Source organism: Mucilaginibacter sp., from assembly GCF_039925265.1.
Classification (GTDB): Bacteria; Bacteroidota; Bacteroidia; order Sphingobacteriales; family Sphingobacteriaceae; genus Mucilaginibacter.
On record NZ_JBDSZG010000013.1, the window covers coordinates 39,549 to 57,827 of the forward strand.

Sequence of the window (18,279 nt, forward strand, 5' to 3'; positions counted from 1 at the left end):
GCTATCTTATTAAATGTATTACGCCGGTACGTTTTGGTAAGGTTGCTGGCCCGTATTGCATCCCCTTCCACTCGGTACCATTGATGAATTTGGCCGTTGCCTGCCATATATATACCCCTTGCTGCGCCGGCACGCCTTTATAGGTGCCGTCCCAACTTTCAACAGGTTCGCCAGTACTGTTAAGTTTAGTGGTCTCCCAAACCAGTTGCCCCCAGTTATTAAATATCTGCATCCGCCAGTTTTCTATGCCGGAGCCCTTCATTACAAAGGTGCGCAATTCGGCTGTGCTACCGGCTGGCATAAACGCGTTTGGTATATATAGTTGCCCCGGTACGCCGGTAATTTGTACCTTGTGCACTACGGTGCTATCGCAGCCATCCCGGTTAATTACACGTAAAGTAACCTTATAAGTGCCTGTATCTGTATAAGTATGCCCGGGGTTTTGCTGGGTAGATGTGTTGTTGTCGCCAAAGTCCCAGGCCCAACTTACGGGATTGCCCGATGTTTTATCGTCGAATGCAAAGTGGTAATTAGGGATCTTGGTGATAAAACCCGGGCTGGCAGCAAAATCTACATTTGGCGCCGCGTTAACTTTAATAAAGTTAGCTTTTACAATTACATCAGTACAGCTGGTAGAAAGGTTAGTAACCTTCAAGGTAACAGTATATGGCGAATTTTTAGCGGTATACAGGTGCGGTACTGGTGTATAGCCAAAAAAGTGGGCCGTGCCATCGCCAAAATCCCATTCGTAGCTTAAGGATTGCGCGGGAGTAGCGCCGTTAGCAGCAGTAGTATTTGCAAAGTTTACCCTGATAGCTTTACAACCGCTGGTGATATCGGAAGTAAAATCGGGCAGGGGTTTTGGATATGCCTCAAATTTTATCCTTTCGGTAGATTCAAAGGTGGCGCAGTCGTTTTGTGCAACAATGCTTACAAAGTATGTACCCGGGGCTGTAAAAGTGTACGGTTGTTCGGTTTTACTGCCCTGTATCTCATCAAGCATTACTCCGGCCGGGTTGTATATGCGGTAAAAGAATTTAGTTCCACCCGATGAGATATTTACAAACGTGGCGGTAAACGGATAACAGCCTTCGCTTTTATTGTCCTTAGCAAAAAATAATGGCACAAAGGTGGCAGGATAGATATTGATAGGCGTAGGCACACTCTGGCTGGTATTGCCGCAAAGATCGGTTGCTACCATATAAATGGTATAAAACGCATCGTTAAGTGGCGGCCCTAACGGCGCGAAGGTTGCGTCCGATTTATCTGTTTTCCTTATTGTGGGTAGTACCTGTGTGTTGCCATCGAATACAAAAAAATCGTAGTATTGATTATTGCCGGGCGATGTGTTTTTTAGTCTAATAGCTAAAGAGCCGCAGGCGGAAAGCTTTTCGGGTTGCACCACTGCGGTTGGAGCCGAGGGTCTCACAAGAATATCCATCTTAAAAGGCTCGCGCGCCACGCAGTTGTTAATGATGGTTAATGATACCGTGTACACGATGTCCTGCCCGTCGGTGCCCGGCTGAAAAGTGTGCTGTGGGTTAACGGCATTGGTGTTGCCGGTTCCATCCCCAAAATCCCACAAGTAAACGGTGCTTGCAAAGTTAGGTGATGACTGATTGGTAAAGTTAACTGTAACCGGCCCGCAAACTGTGGTGTTATAATCGTTTATGAATTTTGGTGTAACGTCCGGGTTGTTTACAATAGTTATTTCGTTTTGGCTATCGGGGCAGGGGGCGGCCCCCTTTATGGTCCAGGTGAATTTGTAGGTGTTGCCGCCAATTAAGCCGGTAATTTGTGTTTTAGGATCAGTTGCATCGGCAAAAATTACGGGCGGGCCGCCTGTTTGTGTCCATATCCCGGCAAACGGTGCAGGGTCGTTACCGCTTAATGTATAGGTTGTGGCGTTACATAAAGTGGTTAATGGTATACCGCCACTTGCCGGTATTACCGGTAGATTTACGGTAATGGTAGCAATTGCCGAGTGTTCGATAGCACAGGTATTGTTTTGTACCACGGCCCTAAACTGGGTGGTTTGCGTAAGGTTGGTGTATTCGTATTGATTGGTAACATCAAGCAACGTAACCCAGTTAACGCCATCTGTCGACGATTCCCAGTTTAAAACCTTGCCCACGTTGCCCGATAGCACCAGGAAATCGTGATTAGCATCCGCGCATACTGGCATCGAACCCGCTATTACGCCGCCAATAGTAGGGGCATCTACGGTGATGGCTACCTCATCAGTACTGGGTGTACAACCCGGCGAGGTGTTTATGCTCCATACAAACTGGTAAACGTTGCCAGGTTTTAAGCCGTTAACCACCGAGGTGGGGCTTGCGCTGTTTGCAAAGGTTACGCCCGCTTGGCCCGATGTTAGCGTCCATTGCCCTGTACCGGGCGATGGGTTGTTACCCTGCAGGGTATAAGTTGGGCCGTTACAAATAGCTTCATCAGGGCCTGCCAGTGCGGCAATAGGCGGTGGTGCAATAAACACTTCAACAGGTACCGCCTGGCCTGCACACGCGCCGTGGTGTGGTGTAATCATGTACGTCACTTTACCATATACGGTGCCGGTATTGGTCAACAGATCGGGTATGGTAGTAACGGCTACGGGTGTAGCTTGTTCCGAGTTGAAGTGGATGTCGGCATCGGCCACACTGGTCCAGGTGTAGGTTGTATTTGGTATAGAATTGAATACAATGCCGGTGGGTTGCCCACTGCATATTGGCGCTGTGGCTGCCGTCGCAGTTAAAACCGGGATACGGTTTACCGTTAGAGTTAGTGGGAAAGGAACGCCCGGGCAGCCATTGGTGGTAGGGGTTATCATGTAAACGATGGTAGCATCGCCAACACCAGTATCGTTGATCACATCGTTAATGGTATTACCGCTGCCTGTTGCGCCAAAGCCGGTGGCACTGCCCGATGTTACGCTGGCCGTCCAGCTATAGGTTGATACGGGATTTGCCGAGGTGATGGTATACGTAAAATTAGAACCGGTACAAACCTCTGCGGCATTTACGCTGGTAATGTTATCCTTACGGGTAATGGTGATCACCGCAGGGATGCTGATGACATTACAAGGTGCCGCAAGGTTGGTGGTAACTTCCAGGCTGATAGTTGCCGTGCCGGCGGATATTTCGGCTGCAGACGGCGTGTAAGTAGGGTTCCTCACATTTCTGCCCGGGCTGAAAGTTCCTGTGCCGCCCACCCATCTAAAGCTGTTATAAACCCCGGTAATATTGGCTGCGGCTAAACTCACCGTGTTACCCTCGCAAACGGTTTGGTCGCCACCGGCGTTAACCAGTGGCGCTTCCTCGAAGGTGAGTACCTGCGAATCGGAAGCTACATTGCAATTATTGGTATGGGTTACGGTGATGGTGTAGGTATTATAGTCGGTGAATTTTATCTGTGGGTATTGGCTGTTGGCGGTTGTGCCATTCTCAAAACTAAAGGCACCGCCGGTAATTGTCCACACGTAGGTGGTAGGCAGGGTTTTGGCCGTTCCCGTAAGCGTCGTTTTCGTAGTAATGGCATTAGGGCCGAAGGTGAGCACCTGGTCTTTACCGCATACCAGCGCGTCTGCAGATAATTGTGCCACCGGGTTTAAGTTGATCACTACTTCCTGTGGCTCGGATGATACCAGGCCGCAGCTGAGGGTGGTGATATCTAAGGTTAAGGTATATAAACCTGGTACAGTGAAATTATACCCTGGCGCTTTGCTGTTAGCGTTTGTGCCACCTAAAAAGCCCGGTTGGGCGGGGCCCGCTACCCGCCAGGTGTAGGTAGTATTTACATCGCAGTTTTCATCAACAACCGAAGTGTTTACCGGCGTAACAGGGCCGGATGTGCATATGGTTGGATTTGCCAGTGTAAAAGAAGGCTTTGGGGGATCTTGTATGCAGATATTAACTACTACGTCCTCTACATCGCATATAGCATTCCCGTTTTGTAAGTGCAGCCCCACAAAATGCTGCCCCTTGGTGGTAAAGGTATATTCGAGTGATTTTTCGAGCGGGTAGTTTACGGCAACAACAACGCCATCTACCACCCAGGTGTATAAGGCGGCGGCATTGGAGCAATCAAACGTGGTGCTGTTAGGGTCCTGGCCGGGAATAGATGTATTGCCAAAAATTACAACCGCATTTGTACAGGCGGTGGCGTCGTTTTTGATCTTGTTTTTGGGTGCTTCTATTACCCTTGCATAGCCGGTAACAGGGGTACCCAGCTTACCACAATAAGGGCTGGTGGGTTGCAGGTCAATCTGGAAAACGTTTTGCAGCCCGTTTGCTACGTTACCGCAGGATGCCTTTTTGTAAGTATGGGTAATAACCCCGCCAGCTGCAACAATTTCGCATAGTGTATAATTGGTGCTTAAGCCATCTCCCCAGGTAACACTGTAAATTAAACCGGGATAATTTTTTTGGATACCGTTAGCCGAATTGATATCTACACTATAGGTTAGTGTACTTTGGCCGTCTAAACATACCTGATTACTGCCCGATGCGCCAAAACTATTATTCACAAGGTTATTAATAAGTGCATAAGCCTTTGTACCCACTATGCCTGCCTCGGTTGCCCTTACAATAACAGTATAGTTGGCGGCCTTGGCAATAAAGGGTGCTGCGGGGAAGGTAATGGTACCTTCATCGGTTTGCGAAAGTTCGTTAAAGAAAGTTGCAGATGCCGCCGCACCGGCCGATGAAGCGTTTACAAAAGCGTACGATGTATTATCAGAGCCTATACAGGAGCCAAATATCTCGGGGTCTGCTGTATTGATAGCCTGCGATGATGTACCTGCTGTAACCCCCGGCGAAGCACTAATGGTAAAAGGCCCGGAAGTTACCGGGAGGATGGCAGGATCGCTACATTGTATCCTGATCCTGTAATTTGGGCTGGCGGCGGTTCCGTTCGGGATAATGCCGTTTACAAAGGTGCCATAAAACCCCGTGTATTTACCAATTAATGTTTGTGTGCCAAAGTTGCCGCTGGCGTCAGAGAGATACAGGTTGAAATCATTGGTAGAGCTTGCGCACGCGGTTGATGTATTGAGGTGAAAGGGGACGGCAATAGTTGATTGCTGGCCATAGGGGCCAGGATCGATATTGCCAATAATAACTGTTTGCGCGCAGGCACCTGTTATGATGAAGCAGCAAAAAGTAAAAACAAACAGTAAACTCCTTGTAAAAATTCTCTCCATCAAATCTCTTGCATAGCTTTGCAATAACGCACGCTAAAATAACAAAATTGTTACAAATTGCACACGGTTTTTAAAACCAAAACCGCAATACATTGTGTACGAAAACCGATACCCGGGGGTTGCTAAAGATGCAAGAATTTCACATAACGTAAATTACCCATCGTTTTTTGATAAGAAATTATGAATTAGCTAATTATAGCCGCATTTTCTTATCCAAAAAACAGGTAGGATATAAAAATGGCAGCAATAACGCCGGCCAGATCGGCTATTAATCCCGCAGGGATAGCATACCTTGATCGTTTAATACCTACCGAGCCAAAATAAAGTGCCACAATGTAGAAGGTGGTATCTGCCGAGCCGTTAAAAACCGAACCGAGGCGCCCAGCAAAACTATCTGGCCCGTAAGTTTGCATAGTGCTTATCATCATCGCTTTAGAGCCGGAGCCGCTTAAGGGTTTCATATAAGCTACAGGCAGCGCGTCTACAAAGCGGGTATCTAAATTTGCCTGGCTTACCACCCAGCGTACGCCGTCGTTAAGGTAGGTAAGCGCGCCGCTGTTACGAAACACGCTGATAGCCACCAGCATGGCCACCAGATAGGGGATGATCTTTACCGATACACCAAAACCATCTTTAGCGCCATCTATAAAGGCTTCGAATACATTGATTCGTTTGCGCATGGCACCTAATATAAATACAACCGGGATACAGTAAATGAGTGTGTTGCTGATGACTTTGGATACGAGGGTGATCTGGTCATGATTTAATTGGGTGGTGAAGGTCCAAACCAGTAACGTGACAAAGGCCGTCATACCACCCAGCCAGGCGATGATAACCCTATCCCACAGGTTTATTTTTTGTTTGATGGACACTGCCAGCAACCCAACAACCGTAGCAACATAAGTGGCGATGATGCAGGGGATAAATACATCGGCTGGGTCTTTAGCGTGGAGGATATACCGCTGCGCGATAATAGTAACGGGTAGCAATTGTAAACCGGAAGTATGCAGCACCAAAAACATGATCTGCGAGTTGGAGGCGGTTTCTTTATCGGGGTTAAGTTCCTGCAAACTGCCCATTGCTTTTAAGCCAAGCGGGGTGGCGGCATTATCGAGACCCAGCAGGTTTGCCGAAAAATTCATCATCATTTGGCCGTTGGCAGGGTGGTTCTTTGGCACCTCCGGGAATAGTCTGCCCAGGAACGGGCCAACTATGCGGGCCAGAAAGTTCATGGCACCGGCGCGCTCGCCAATATTCATAATACCCAGCCATAGAACCATATTACCCGCAAGCGGAAGGGCGATATCCATTACAGATGACTTCGACATATCGAACATGCCATCTACCAATAATTTAAAGGCATCTACATCGCCCAAAAAAATGAGCTTGCAAAGCGCGATAACAAAGGCGATAAGGAAAAACGCTATCCAGATGTAGTTAAGGGCCATAAATATGTTTAAAGCCTTGAAGTTAATTTTTTTTGAATAATTTATTCAGAATACAGATATTTAAAATGAAATTTATACTTAAGCCCAACCAATAATGGACAATATAGCCCGACAATTAGATAATGCTATAAACGAATTTTTAAATAATAAGTGGGGTTATATGGATTGGGAAAACACAGCTTTGCCCGGTAAATGGAACAATAAGGAAATTATGGGCCATTTAATTGATAGCGCCCAAATCAACTTACAGCGTTTTATACGCTGCACCTACGAAGAGAACTTTAAGCTGATATACCATCAGGAAGAATGGGTGAAAGCCCAGCATTATGCAGAAGCTGGCACCGAAGAGGTACTTACGCTTTGGGAACTCTTTAACAGGCATATAGTACACGTGCTGGCCAATTACCCGGCCGACCGCTGGCAAATAACCTGCGATAACAACAGGGGCGAGCCGGTTTATAATACCGTTGAATTTATTGCCAGTGATTATATAGCACACATGGTACATCATTTAAACCAATTAAAATAAATGCAAACGGCAGGCTATTCGGTTACGCCATTGGCAAAAAAGCTGGGTATCAGATCCGGCTTTAACGTCCGGCTCATCAATCAGCCTGCGCATTATTTTGACCTGTTTGCAGACATGCCGCCGGATATTGTGTTAGTGGATGATAATGAAACTACGGTCAATCTTATTCATTTTTTCACAAAGGAATACAGCGAACTGGTTAGCATTCTGCCAATATTAAGGCAACAGATCACACAGGACGGCATCATCTGGGTATCCTGGCCAAAAAAAGCATCAAAAGTTATTACTGATGTTACCGAAGATAAGATCCGAGATCTTGCGCTGCAAACCGGGCTGGTAGATGTTAAAGTTTGCGCTGTGGATGAGGTATGGTCGGGTTTGAAACTGGTAATACGGGTGAAGGACAGGGTGTAACGACAGATCAATATCGAATGATGAATTTCGAATATCCAACATCGAAAGTTTTTTCCCTCATTATTCTACATTCGCTATTCGATATTTTCTCAATTAATTATACGCTGTTATAGCTTTATCTGATACGATCTGTATATCATACACCCGTCGTAACGGGTTGTAAGGGACAGCGTCATTCACCATCACGTAAATGCTGCCAAGGTCTTTTACGGTGTAGGCCTGCACATCGGCGGTGCTGGTGGCTTTGTTCAGGTAATCGGCAATGGAGTTATAAAGGAGGTTGTACTGCTGTAACTCGTTGGTTTCTATCTCTAAAAATAAGCGTCTGCCATCTATACGCACATTTACATTGCTGTACGTACCGCCGGGGATGGCCAGTGTATATTTCCGGGTGTTTTTCTTGATGTTCTTTTCGGCCAGCGTGTACCCTTTTGAAGTGAAAAAGGTATCAGCCTTATTAATGTTATTATGCAGCAGGTAGCTGAGGTCGTCGTACGAAATCAGCTTGCTTTGGGCAAGGCAGGCTACTCCAGAGCAGAACAGGATAGCAGTAATTAAGAGTAGTTTTTTCATAAACAGGAATTTAAAGACAAAACGAATTTCACCAATTAAAAGTGAAGTTGTCTGTTTACCACAGTAATATTACGAAGTGGCGCATATACCCACTTATTTACCTCTATTAGTGTTAATTAAGCTCATTCCGAGCATCGCGTTGAGTCAATTCGTGTCATTACCATTTCAGCTTTTTAGCAAATTTGCTAAAATTGACCAGATTGGTAGAATTAATATTATATCATTATTACCTTAGCAAAATTAATTAAACACCATGCCTACTATAAAACTTGCACGCGTAAGCGGCGAATACGGCTTTGAGGCCCACGATGAATACGGGCACACCGTACGGATGGACAGCAGCCCCGAAAGTGGCGGCGAAAACTTTGGGGTACGCCCCATGCAAATGCTTTTGATGGGTTTGGGCGGATGCTCGGCCATTGATGTGATCGCTATCCTGCGCAAGCAGCGCCAGAATGTTACCGATTATGAGATGGTGATTAGCGGCGAACGCGAAGCTGGTATAGAGCCGTCGTTATGGCAAACCATCAATTTAGAATTTCACTTATACGGAACCATCGATGAGGAAAAGGCCAATAAAGCCGTTGAACTATCGCTTGGTAAATACTGTTCGGTTGCAGCCACACTTTACAAAGCTGAAGCCGAGATAACATGGCAGGTAATATTACACCCTGCTAAATAATAATATACTACAAAAACAAAATGTCACAAGAATTAGATCCCATAACCAAGGCCATACGTATCCGCGCCCCCAAAACCCTTCAGAACGAGCACTCATCGCCCTTATATTTAACCAGCAGCTTTACCTTTGATGAGGCCGAAACCATGCGCGCCGCATTTGCTGATGAGAACGATGAAAATATTTACAGCCGTTTCAGCAACCCAACCGTTGATGAATTTGTGGCCAAAATGTGTGCTTTAGAAGGCTGCGACGATGGCTTTGCTACTTCAACCGGGATGAGTGCTATCTTCTCTACCTTTATGGGTCTGCTGAAAAGCGGTGACCACCTGCTGTGCTGCAGCTCGGTTTTCGGGAGTACTTTTACCATCGTGAATAAATATTTGCCGCGTTGGGGTATCACCTGCACGCTTATCCCTGCTAACGATAAAGAAGCCTGGGAAGCAGCCGTGCAGCCAAATACCAAAATGCTTTACCTCGAAACGCCAACCAACCCGCAGTTAGAAGTTATCGATCTGGAATGGGCAGGGCAGTTCACCAAGAAGCATAACCTGATATTTAACGTAGATAATTGCTTTGCCACACCTTTGCTGCAAAGGCCGGTAGATTTTGGTGCCGATATTATTGTACACTCGGCCACCAAATGGATAGACGGACAGGGCAGGGTACTGGGCGGCGTAATTGTTGGCCGTAAGGACCTCATCAAAGAGATATACCTGTTTTGCCGTAACACCGGGCCGGCCATGTCGCCGTTTAACGCATGGGTGTTGAGCAAAAGCCTGGAAACTTTAGATGTACGCATGGAGCGCCATTGTGCAAACGCCCTTAAAATTGCCGAAACGCTACAGAGCAACCCTAACGTAAGTTGGGTTAAGTACCCGTTCCTGAAAGGGCACCCGCAGTACGATATCGCCATAAAGCAAATGAAGGCCGGTGGCGGTGTTTTATGTTTCGAGATAAAAGGCGGTGTTGTTGCCGGTCGTAAGTTTTTGGATGCTTTGGAACTGCTTTCGGTAACGGCCAATCTGGGCGATAGCCGCAGCATTGCATCGCACCCGGCAAGCACCACGCACTCTAAACTAACGGACGAGGAACGCGCATCGGTAGGCATCACACCAGGGCTGATCCGCATATCGGCCGGTTTGGAGAAAGCCGAGGATGTGATAAACGATATAACACAGGCTTTAGAAAAAAGCATGGCATAGATAAATATGGAGCAAGTAATTCCCGTACAAACCCTGCACCTTTTCCCTGTACTGGATAAGTTACTGCTGGAATTACTTGCCTCCTTATCTCCCGAAGACTGGCACAAACCCACCGTTGCCAGGCTATGGAACGTAAAAGATGTTGCCGCCCACCTGCTGGATGTAAGCGTACGCAATATAGCGTCCCTGCATCACTACCAAAACAACGAACCACCACCGCAGATCAATAGCTACCAGGACCTTGTTGCTTTTCTGAACGAGCTGAACGCCGTTTGGATAAAGGCCATGAAAAGGGTAAGTCCGCAATTGCTTACTAATCAATTGGAAAGCGCCCTGCCGCAACATCTCGCCTACTTGCAATCGCTCGATCCATGGGCACCATCCATGTTTTCTGTTGCCTGGGCAGGGGAGGATACCTCGCTCAACTGGTTCCACATTGCCCGTGAGTACACCGAAAAATGGCACCATCAGCAGCAGATCCGCGATGCGGTGGGCAAGCCGGGCCTAATAACCAAAGAACTTTATTACCCGCTGATAGACACCTTTATGTATGCTCTGCCGCATACTTACCGCAACACACCCGCAAGGGTAGGCACGGTTATTAAATTCACCGTTAGCACCGACGCAGGTGGCGATTGGTTTTTGAAACGGGCAGCAAATAAATGGGAATTGGCGAAAGGCTTATCTCTCGAAAAAATAGACGCCTCGGTGATTCTCGACCCGGATACCGCCTGGAAACTTTTCACCAAAGCTATTTCGCCCGAAGTGGCATTGATCGCTTCTGGTACAACAGGCGATATCATCCTTGTTAACCCCATGTTTAATATGGTGGCGGTGATGGCGTAAAGTTTTGTCGCGAAGCTACAGTTGATAGCAAACCGGTGCTTCAAAAATTCAACGTGAAATTCGTTTTTAGTCAGGATATGTACCAGTTCAGTTACGAGCTTTTACAGATCGAGGTGAAATAAAAACGCAAAACCGTATGTTTTTAGGTCCACTTTTTCCGATTTTACCATAATTGTATGCCTTTAACTACCGGCAGCAGGCTGTTTTGCGCCTGCTCATATAAATTCCTTACTAATAGTACCTTAGCTAAAAGGTTTAGCATCTCTATGTGTTTGAACAGTCATTTAAGGCTTACTTGATCTTAACTGGCATTAATGTTGTTTGTCTGGGGTACGTCTGTTATAGATTATAACGGGCGATACCAAAATCATTCAACATGAAAACAAATCTAAAAAAAGCAACATTGCTGTTAACCGGCCTGATGGTTGGTAGTAAGTTGTTCGCACAATCCCCCGATTCTACAGCTACTAAAAATTATGTACAGCCATTTTCAGACGGCGGCGCTTTCCGCACCTGGTCTATAGGTATTCACGGTGGTGTTTTAACACCTTACACCATTTTCGGTACAAACGGTAAACAAGATTTTACCACCCCACAAGCCGAATTAGGTTACGGTGGTTACATTAAAAAACAAATCCTGCCATCATTCGGCTTACAGGCTGATTTCCTGGCAGGTAAAGTAAAAGGCAAAGATGCCCAGCCAAACGGCACAGGTCTTAACAGCTTCCAAACAAAAGTACAATGGTCGGCAGCCTTAAGCGGTAACCTTACATTGGCTAACATTAACTGGCGCCACAAAAAAGGCGCAATACAGCCTTATGTTACCTTTGGTGGTGGTGTAATTAATTACAAACCTGTATTAACAACTACTGCAGGCGTATCTACAAACTTTAAAGCGAACGACGAAAGCATCCGCGAAGTATTTATCCCCGTTGGTGCCGGTTTAAAATTCAACCTGGGTTCGGGTGTTAATTTAGACATGGGTTACCAGGTGAACTTTGTTGCTACCGATAACTTCGACGGTTACAACGCTGGAGGCGGAAGCGATAAATTCTCTTACGCGCACATTGGTTTAGAATTTGCTTTGGGCAAAAGTTCGAAGCCACAGTTAGCTACACATAACCCGGTAAACAGTATGCGTACCGAATACTTGTGGGAAAACCAAAAAACCAAAGACGCTTTACAGGCACAAATAGATGCTGAAAAAGCAGCTAACGATAAATTGCGCGCAGACCTTGACGCGACCAACGCCAACTTAGCCAAATTTACGGTTGATAGCGATGCTGACGGTGTGCCTGATTTTTACGATAAATGCCCTAACACACCTGCCGGTACCAAGGTAGATGGTTCCGGTTGCCCGCTTGCAAAAGCTGAGGTTAAAGTTTACGTAACCGAAGAAGACAAACGTGTGGTTAAAGACGCGATAAATAACCTGGAATTTGATTTGGGTAAGGCTACTATCCGCCCTAAATCATTCCCAAGCTTAGACAGGGTTGCTAAATTACTGACTGATAAAAACTTCAGCCTAAAATTAGCCGGCCATACAGATAACACCGGTTCGGATGCCTTAAACCTAAGGTTATCTAAAGACCGTGCAGAATCTATCAAAGCCTACTTAGTAAGCAAAGGTGCCAATGCATCGCGTATAGAAGCTACAGGTTACGGTGAAAGCCAGCCAATAGCTACCAATGCAACTGCTGCTGGTCGCCAGGCTAACCGTAGGGTAGAGTTTACGTTATACTAAGGGTTAAGAATCAAGATTCAAGACATATTGAACAGAAGCGTGCCGGTCATTTGATCGGGGCGCTTTGTTTGTTTAAGGGGTATGGAATACTTCTTCCATATCACTCCAGATCTTTCCTTTGGCCGCGGCGTCGGGGAGGGGTAGTTGCGTAGGATTGGTCTCTTTCCACCATTTTTGCGTGTTGGTGTCGGTGGCCATTTTTTGCATATCGGCAGTAAAATTATTGCCGGTGTATTCAAAGTAGCTAAACAAATAGGGTTTGCCGTCGATGTTTTTCAGGTAGATAGAATAATTGCGGATGTTGCATTCCTTTATCTTTTTAAGCACTGCTGGCCAGGCATGGGCGTGCAGGTACTTATAGCGGGCAACTTTATCCGGTTTTAACCCGGTAATGCTGGCGTAACGTTTCACAATAAGCTGCTCTTTTGCCGGTTTATGGATGTAAGCCGCAGCACAGATGATGAGCAGGATCAAAACGATAAAAAAAACCTTCATCTTTTCCATATTAAGCTTTTATAACCGGCAGTTTTTCTGCATCCTGATTTATGTCAAGTATTACCACATTATCGTTATCATCGGGTAATTTATCTGGCAGGGTTAATTGGATAGTTTTCCCGCTTTGTTTCACTTCAACTTTTTCACCGTTGAACAATGTGGCCTTATTAATAACCACATTAGGCAGGGTAGGGATCGTTAGTGTGTTGCCGGCGCTTTTAAATACATGGATATAGATCTTGCTGCCTTTGCGGGTGCTGGCAAGATTATCGTTCGGTACAAATGGGCCGCCTTTGGTATTGTAAATGCTGCTGCCGTATGTTTTCATCCAGTCGCCAATTTTCTTCAGGCGGGTAACCTGCCTGCCTTCTATGCGGCCGTCCATCATCGGCCCAACGTTAAACAGTAGGTTGCCGTTACCTGCAGCAGTTTTTACAAGGGTTTGGATACATTCTTTAAGCGATTTCATCTGGTCGTTTGGTTTCCAGGCCCATTGCTGGCAAATGGTAATGCAGCTTTCCCAGGGTTCGTTCATGTTCAACTGCCCAATACGCTGTTCAGGCGTCAGGTAATCCCCAACAGATTCATTGCTCAACACCTCACTTACCTTACCAAGGCGATTGTTCACCAGTATATTCGGATTGATTGATTTGATATAATAGTAGATCTCGCGGCCATCGGCGTTTGTCCAGGGTTTCTCCCAGTAGCCATCAAACCAAAGCAGGTAGGGGTCGTATTTGGTGATAAGTTCTTTTAGCTCGCCTTTCATCGTGGCTTTAAATGCCGTGATATCTCCTTTTACATTTTTGGTAGAATCGTATGGATTTTGGATAGGGTAATTTTTGTCGTGCCAATCCAATACTGTGCAGTAAATGCCAAATATCATCCCCTGTTTTTTGCAGGCCTTTGCCAGCTCGCCAACAATATCCCGCTTAAAGGGACTATTCATAATATTATAGTCGGATAATTTGGTTGGCCACAAGCAAAAGCCATCGTGGTGTTTGGCCGTGATCACCAGGTATTTGATGCCGGCATCTTTGGCGGCTTTTACCCAGTTATCGGCATTAAACAAAACCGGGTTAAACTCTTTATAAAGACTGTCGTAATCGGCCTGGGCTACTTCTTTATTACGGCTCCAGCCAATTTCGGTGCCTCTTAAGGTAATTGGCCCAAAGTGCACAAACATGCCGAAACGCTGATCCATAAATTCGGGCATCCGGGCCTTTTGTGTTTGCTGGGCAAAGCTTTGTGCCGAAATAATAAGCAGCAAACAGGTAATCAAATATCTTTTAGCAACCATCTCGGGTAGATTTATAATGATGAAAATTGGTTGGCCTAAAAGTAATGAGGCTGTTTGCCGCTGTAAATGGATAATTCGAATAAGATAATGGATTATACTTTGGGAGATGGTTTTTGCTTAAAGAAAAACATGTAGCCCGACCCTGCGTAGGGTTACTTTAAAAGATAATATTTGCGAGCGTGATGGTCACGCCAGCTGAAGATTTAATTTGGATAGACATCTTATGCCCGCAGACGACCGTAGGCTCTTAAAATGCCTCGTTTAGGCCCAAAAAGAACCCTCTCGCGCCATATTTTCCCCAAGCATAATCGAGGCACAAGTTGGTGCGGGTTGCTTTGTTAAACAGTACACGTAATCCGCCGCCATAACCCGGCTGCCATACCTGGAACAGTTTGGTGCCTGCTTCATCATTAGCGGTTTGCAGGTTAAAGAAGGCTACGCCGCTTAAAAACTTGTTGTTGGTTATCGGGAAGCGGTATTCCGCCTCGGAGTAGTTGTATTTGGTACCTTTAAAATATTGCGATACATATCCGCGCCCGCTCCGGAAACTGCCATCTTTAGCCGTACCGGGCAGTTCGAGGTAGGGGATATTGCCGGTGATGAGGTACGAACCCCAGTTCCAGAATGCGATCACATGCTCCGGGTGTGTGCTGGAAAGGCGGATGTACTTGCGGAAATCGGTAGTGAATTGCACCGCGTTCTTAGAGCTCCCCATCCATTCCTGGTTTACACGGAAACCTGCATCAATGTAAAAACCCTTATAAGCTCGGTTCTGGTTATCACGGGTGGTGTACTGCACGTTAAACAGTAGACCGTTTGCCTGGTAGCTGCCATTGCTAAAGCCATGGCGTTCGTTATAAATACCATAAGGCGTTAGCCCGGTAGATTTTTGGTCCTCAATATTGCTGCGGATATCAAACGATACTCCGGCACCAACAAACAGGTTCTTTTGCACCTCTTTGTACACTTTCTCGCGAATGTTGAAGTATATAGAGTGGAGCGCACGCCCTTTACGGCCCGCGTTTGCAAGTACCTGGTCTTCCTCGCTGCCGTTATTGGCTTGCGCTATGCCCAGCCCATAATCTGGCGATACGGTTTTAGCAATAACCAGGTTTCCCTGGAAGTTCCAATCGTTACCCGGGGTGTAAATATTATGATTCACATAAAAGTAAATAATACCCTTCGTGGTGATAGACGCCGATGTGGCCGCTACGGAGAGCAGTGTACTCGGGTCGTTACCCAGTTTGCGGCCGGCCACAGCCTTGATACCAATCTGCGAACCGATACTTGGGTTAGACGCGATATTGGGTATAATAGTGATACCCGATGGCTTTTTAAAAACGCTGTCGGGCTTGCGGTTGGGGTGGAATATCGCCTTAAATGCATCGCCAATATCGTATTGGTTGGCAAAATCGCTGCTTTGTTTATTCTGTTGCTTTAATTCTATACGTTGCGCTTTTGCGCCTTTCACGGTATCGGCAGGGGTGGGCTGAACCTGCGCATACGCACAGTAGGTAGTTCCAAAAAAGCACATTAAAAATAATGCAGCTAAGTTTTTGTAGTTGGGCTGGTTATGTTGGTTATTCAAAGCGGCTGTTTTAAATCCCCATTTTAAAGTAACAGGGTAATTTAAAAACCCAAAAGGTCGGGGAAATGTTTGTACTTGTAGTGCTTGTTACTTAAGCATGACCAAAAAAAACAGTAAACAATAAAGCCTCTTCTTTCGAAGAGGCTTTGTTAAAGTTTCAAAACGCAGGCGAATTTTATTCCCCTCGTTTCAGCCCGAATTTTTCAATTTTGCTGTATAAGTGGCTACGTTGGATATCAATATCGTCGGCAGTTTTTGATACGTTCCAGTTGTTTTTTTCGAGTTTGAACTTGATGTACTCACGCTCGGCAAAATCCTTGTATTCCTGGAAGTTTGTAAACTGGTCGAAATCTGTTTGCGGCGCGGCAGCTACAGCTGTAGTAGCTGCAACAGGGGCGCTTGGGTTTGCAAATGCTTTTACATCGCCATCGGTAATGGTTTTATCACTCAGGATGATGAGGCGCTCCACCATGTTGCGCAACTCGCGGATGTTACCCGTCCATGGGAGTGCTTTAAGGGCATCCAGCGCTGCATCCGAGATCTTTTTGGTAGGCATACCGTACTCATTGCAGATCTCGTCCAAAAAGGCCTGCGTAAGCAGGGCGATATCATCGCGACGCTCTGTAAGTGGCGGTACGTGGATGAGGATAACACTGAGGCGGTGGTACAAGTCCATCCGGAAGTTACCGGCCTCAATTTCTTTTAACAGGTCTTTGTTGGTTGCCGCCACTACGCGTACATCCACATCTATTTCTTTTTCGCCGCCTACGCGGGTAATTTTGCTTTCCTGCAGGGCACGCAGCACTTTAGCCTGTGCGCTCTGGCTCATATCGCCAATCTCATCTAAAAACAGCGTACCGCCGTTTGCCGATTCGAATTTACCGATACGTTGTTTTATAGCCGAAGTAAACGAGCCCTTTTCGTGTCCAAATAGTTCGCTTTCAATGAGTTCCGATGGAATGGCCGCGCAGTTCACCTCAATGATAGGGCCGTTGCTGCGGTTAGATTTTTCGTGCAGCCAGCGGGCAACCAGCTCTTTACCGCTACCGTTGGCGCCGGTAACCAGCACACGGGCATCCGTAGGGCCAACACGCTCAATAGTTTCTTTTATTTTGATGATGGCCTGCGATTCGCCTAAAATAGGGCGTACTTTGGATGCCTTACGTTTTAATACTTTTGTCTCAACAACCAAACTCCCGCGGTCCAGCGCGTTGCGTACGGTTATCAGCAGGCGGTTAAGATCGGGCGGTTTGGAGATGAAATCGAACGCCCCTTTTTTACTGGCCTCTACAGCGGTTTCTACCGTGCCGTGGCCCGATATCATGATAAAAGGCAGGTCGGGTTTTAGGTTCAACCCTTCGGTAAGCACTTCCATGCCGTCCATGCGGTTCATTTTTATATCGCACAGTACCAAGTCATAATCGTTTTTGCGGATAAGCTCAAGCCCGTCTACACCGTTATCAATATCATCAACGTTATAATCTTCGTATTCTAAAATTTCGCGCAGCGTATTGCGGATAGACCGCTCATCATCAATTATTAAAATTTTTGCCATGTGTCTCTAAAACGGAAATAAGGTTGATATGTTTGGGTGCAAGATAGAAAAATGTATAGAAAAATACACAATTTTTGGTAAGTAGAGAATGGTGAGTTGTGAGTAGTTAGTTAATTTTGTATTTCGGATGTTCAATTTCGGATTTAAGGTTAGGAATACAGTTTGCTTATTGTAGAGACGCGATACTTCGCGTCTCCCGGTAGCAAATCTTTCAAAGGAATAAGGCGCGAAGTATTGCGCCTCTAAAAATCTCCAATGTACAAAAAATCCCCTCCGAAGAGGGGATTTTTTAACAGCTGCAAACCTGTAAGCCGGGTTCTGTGTTCCTTTGCAGGAATTTCTATCATTAATCTGGCCCTGCCGTTGCCGGCAGGTTCAATCAACCTACCCATTCTGACGTCCCCGTAGGGAGGCGGGAGCGAGCAGCTCCACTTTCAGAACCTATTTGGTTTTTCAACTCCTGAGGTTTACCGCGATCCCGGTCGCCCGGAAAAGCCGTGAGCTCTTACCTCACGTTTTCACCCTTACCCTTGCGGGCGGTATATTCTCTGTGGCACTTGCTGTCGCCCGCTGCGGGCGCCTTCCCGTTAGGAAGCAGGATGCTCTGCGTTGCCCGGACTTTCCTCCACCCACTAAGCGCGGGTAGCGATAGAACGTTTTGCGGTGTAAAGATAAGTTTTTAGTTCATAGATGATGGTTGATAGTT

At 46.3% G+C, this 18,279-nt stretch carries 13 protein-coding genes and 1 other RNA gene; 6 read left to right on the forward strand and 8 right to left on the reverse strand.

The features are described from left to right. Position 1: 1 nt before the first annotated feature. Positions 2–5,197: a PKD domain-containing protein gene (locus tag ABIX36_RS05155; protein ID WP_348081093.1), complete on the reverse strand. Its 5,196-nt coding sequence runs from the start codon at positions 5,195–5,197 to the stop codon at positions 2–4. A 209-nt stretch (positions 5,198–5,406) separates the two neighbouring features. Beyond that, a complete protein-coding gene (locus ABIX36_RS05160) occupies positions 5,407–6,645 on the reverse strand; it encodes a nucleoside recognition domain-containing protein (RefSeq protein ID WP_348081094.1) in 1,239 nt (412 codons plus the stop codon). Positions 6,646–6,739: 94 nt separating this feature from the next. On the opposite strand from ABIX36_RS05160, the gene ABIX36_RS05165 reads away from it, so the two are divergent. Together ABIX36_RS05165 and ABIX36_RS05170 are read left to right on the forward strand one after the other, a co-directional pair. Then, positions 6,740–7,174, forward strand: coding sequence for a DinB family protein (locus ABIX36_RS05165; protein WP_348081095.1), 435 nt, complete (start codon positions 6,740–6,742; stop codon positions 7,172–7,174). Further along, a complete protein-coding gene (locus tag ABIX36_RS05170) occupies positions 7,175–7,588 on the forward strand; it encodes a DUF3052 family protein (RefSeq protein WP_348081096.1) in 414 nt (137 codons plus the stop codon). A 93-nt stretch (positions 7,589–7,681) separates the two neighbouring features. Here the strand turns inward: ABIX36_RS05170 and ABIX36_RS05175 are convergent, their stop codons facing one another. Next, positions 7,682–8,161: a hypothetical protein gene (locus ABIX36_RS05175; RefSeq protein ID WP_348081097.1), complete on the reverse strand. Its 480-nt coding sequence runs from the start codon at positions 8,159–8,161 to the stop codon at positions 7,682–7,684. A gap of 253 nt (positions 8,162–8,414) precedes the next feature. Here ABIX36_RS05175 and ABIX36_RS05180 point away from each other — a divergent pair, with 253 nt between their 5' ends. The 4 genes from ABIX36_RS05180 to ABIX36_RS05195 all read left to right on the forward strand — a co-directional run bounded on the left by ABIX36_RS05180 (position 8,415) and on the right by ABIX36_RS05195 (position 12,635). After that, positions 8,415–8,843: an OsmC family protein gene (locus tag ABIX36_RS05180; RefSeq protein WP_348081098.1), complete on the forward strand. Its 429-nt coding sequence runs from the start codon at positions 8,415–8,417 to the stop codon at positions 8,841–8,843. Positions 8,844–8,863: 20 nt separating this feature from the next. Further along, the gene (locus ABIX36_RS05185; RefSeq protein WP_348081099.1) at positions 8,864–10,045 is read left to right on the forward strand and encodes a PLP-dependent transferase; all 1,182 of its coding nucleotides are present in this window, start codon (positions 8,864–8,866) and stop codon (positions 10,043–10,045) included. Between the two features lie 6 nt (positions 10,046–10,051). After that, positions 10,052–10,891, forward strand: coding sequence for a maleylpyruvate isomerase N-terminal domain-containing protein (locus ABIX36_RS05190; protein ID WP_348081100.1), 840 nt, complete (start codon positions 10,052–10,054; stop codon positions 10,889–10,891). A 376-nt stretch (positions 10,892–11,267) separates the two neighbouring features. Then, positions 11,268–12,635: an OmpA family protein gene (locus tag ABIX36_RS05195; RefSeq protein ID WP_348081101.1), complete on the forward strand. Its 1,368-nt coding sequence runs from the start codon at positions 11,268–11,270 to the stop codon at positions 12,633–12,635. A 72-nt stretch (positions 12,636–12,707) separates the two neighbouring features. Here ABIX36_RS05195 and ABIX36_RS05200 read toward each other — a convergent pair whose 3' ends face one another. From ABIX36_RS05200 to rnpB, 5 genes are all read right to left on the reverse strand, one after another. Continuing rightward, complete coding sequence (locus ABIX36_RS05200) at positions 12,708–13,130, reverse strand: L-rhamnose mutarotase (protein WP_348081102.1); 423 nt, start codon at positions 13,128–13,130, stop codon at positions 12,708–12,710. Between the two features lie 10 nt (positions 13,131–13,140). After that, on the reverse strand, positions 13,141–14,430 hold the full coding sequence (locus ABIX36_RS05205; protein WP_348081103.1) for an alpha-L-fucosidase: 1,290 nt from the start codon (positions 14,428–14,430) through the stop codon (positions 13,141–13,143). Between the two features lie 247 nt (positions 14,431–14,677). Further along, positions 14,678–16,018: a BamA/TamA family outer membrane protein gene (locus tag ABIX36_RS05210; RefSeq protein ID WP_348081104.1), complete on the reverse strand. Its 1,341-nt coding sequence runs from the start codon at positions 16,016–16,018 to the stop codon at positions 14,678–14,680. A 175-nt stretch (positions 16,019–16,193) separates the two neighbouring features. Next, on the reverse strand, positions 16,194–17,573 hold the full coding sequence (locus ABIX36_RS05215; protein ID WP_348081105.1) for a sigma-54 dependent transcriptional regulator: 1,380 nt from the start codon (positions 17,571–17,573) through the stop codon (positions 16,194–16,196). 291 nt (positions 17,574–17,864) lie between these two features. Next, positions 17,865–18,238: RNase P RNA component class A (rnpB, locus tag ABIX36_RS05220), an RNA gene on the reverse strand. Between the last annotated feature and the right edge of the window lie 41 nt (positions 18,239–18,279).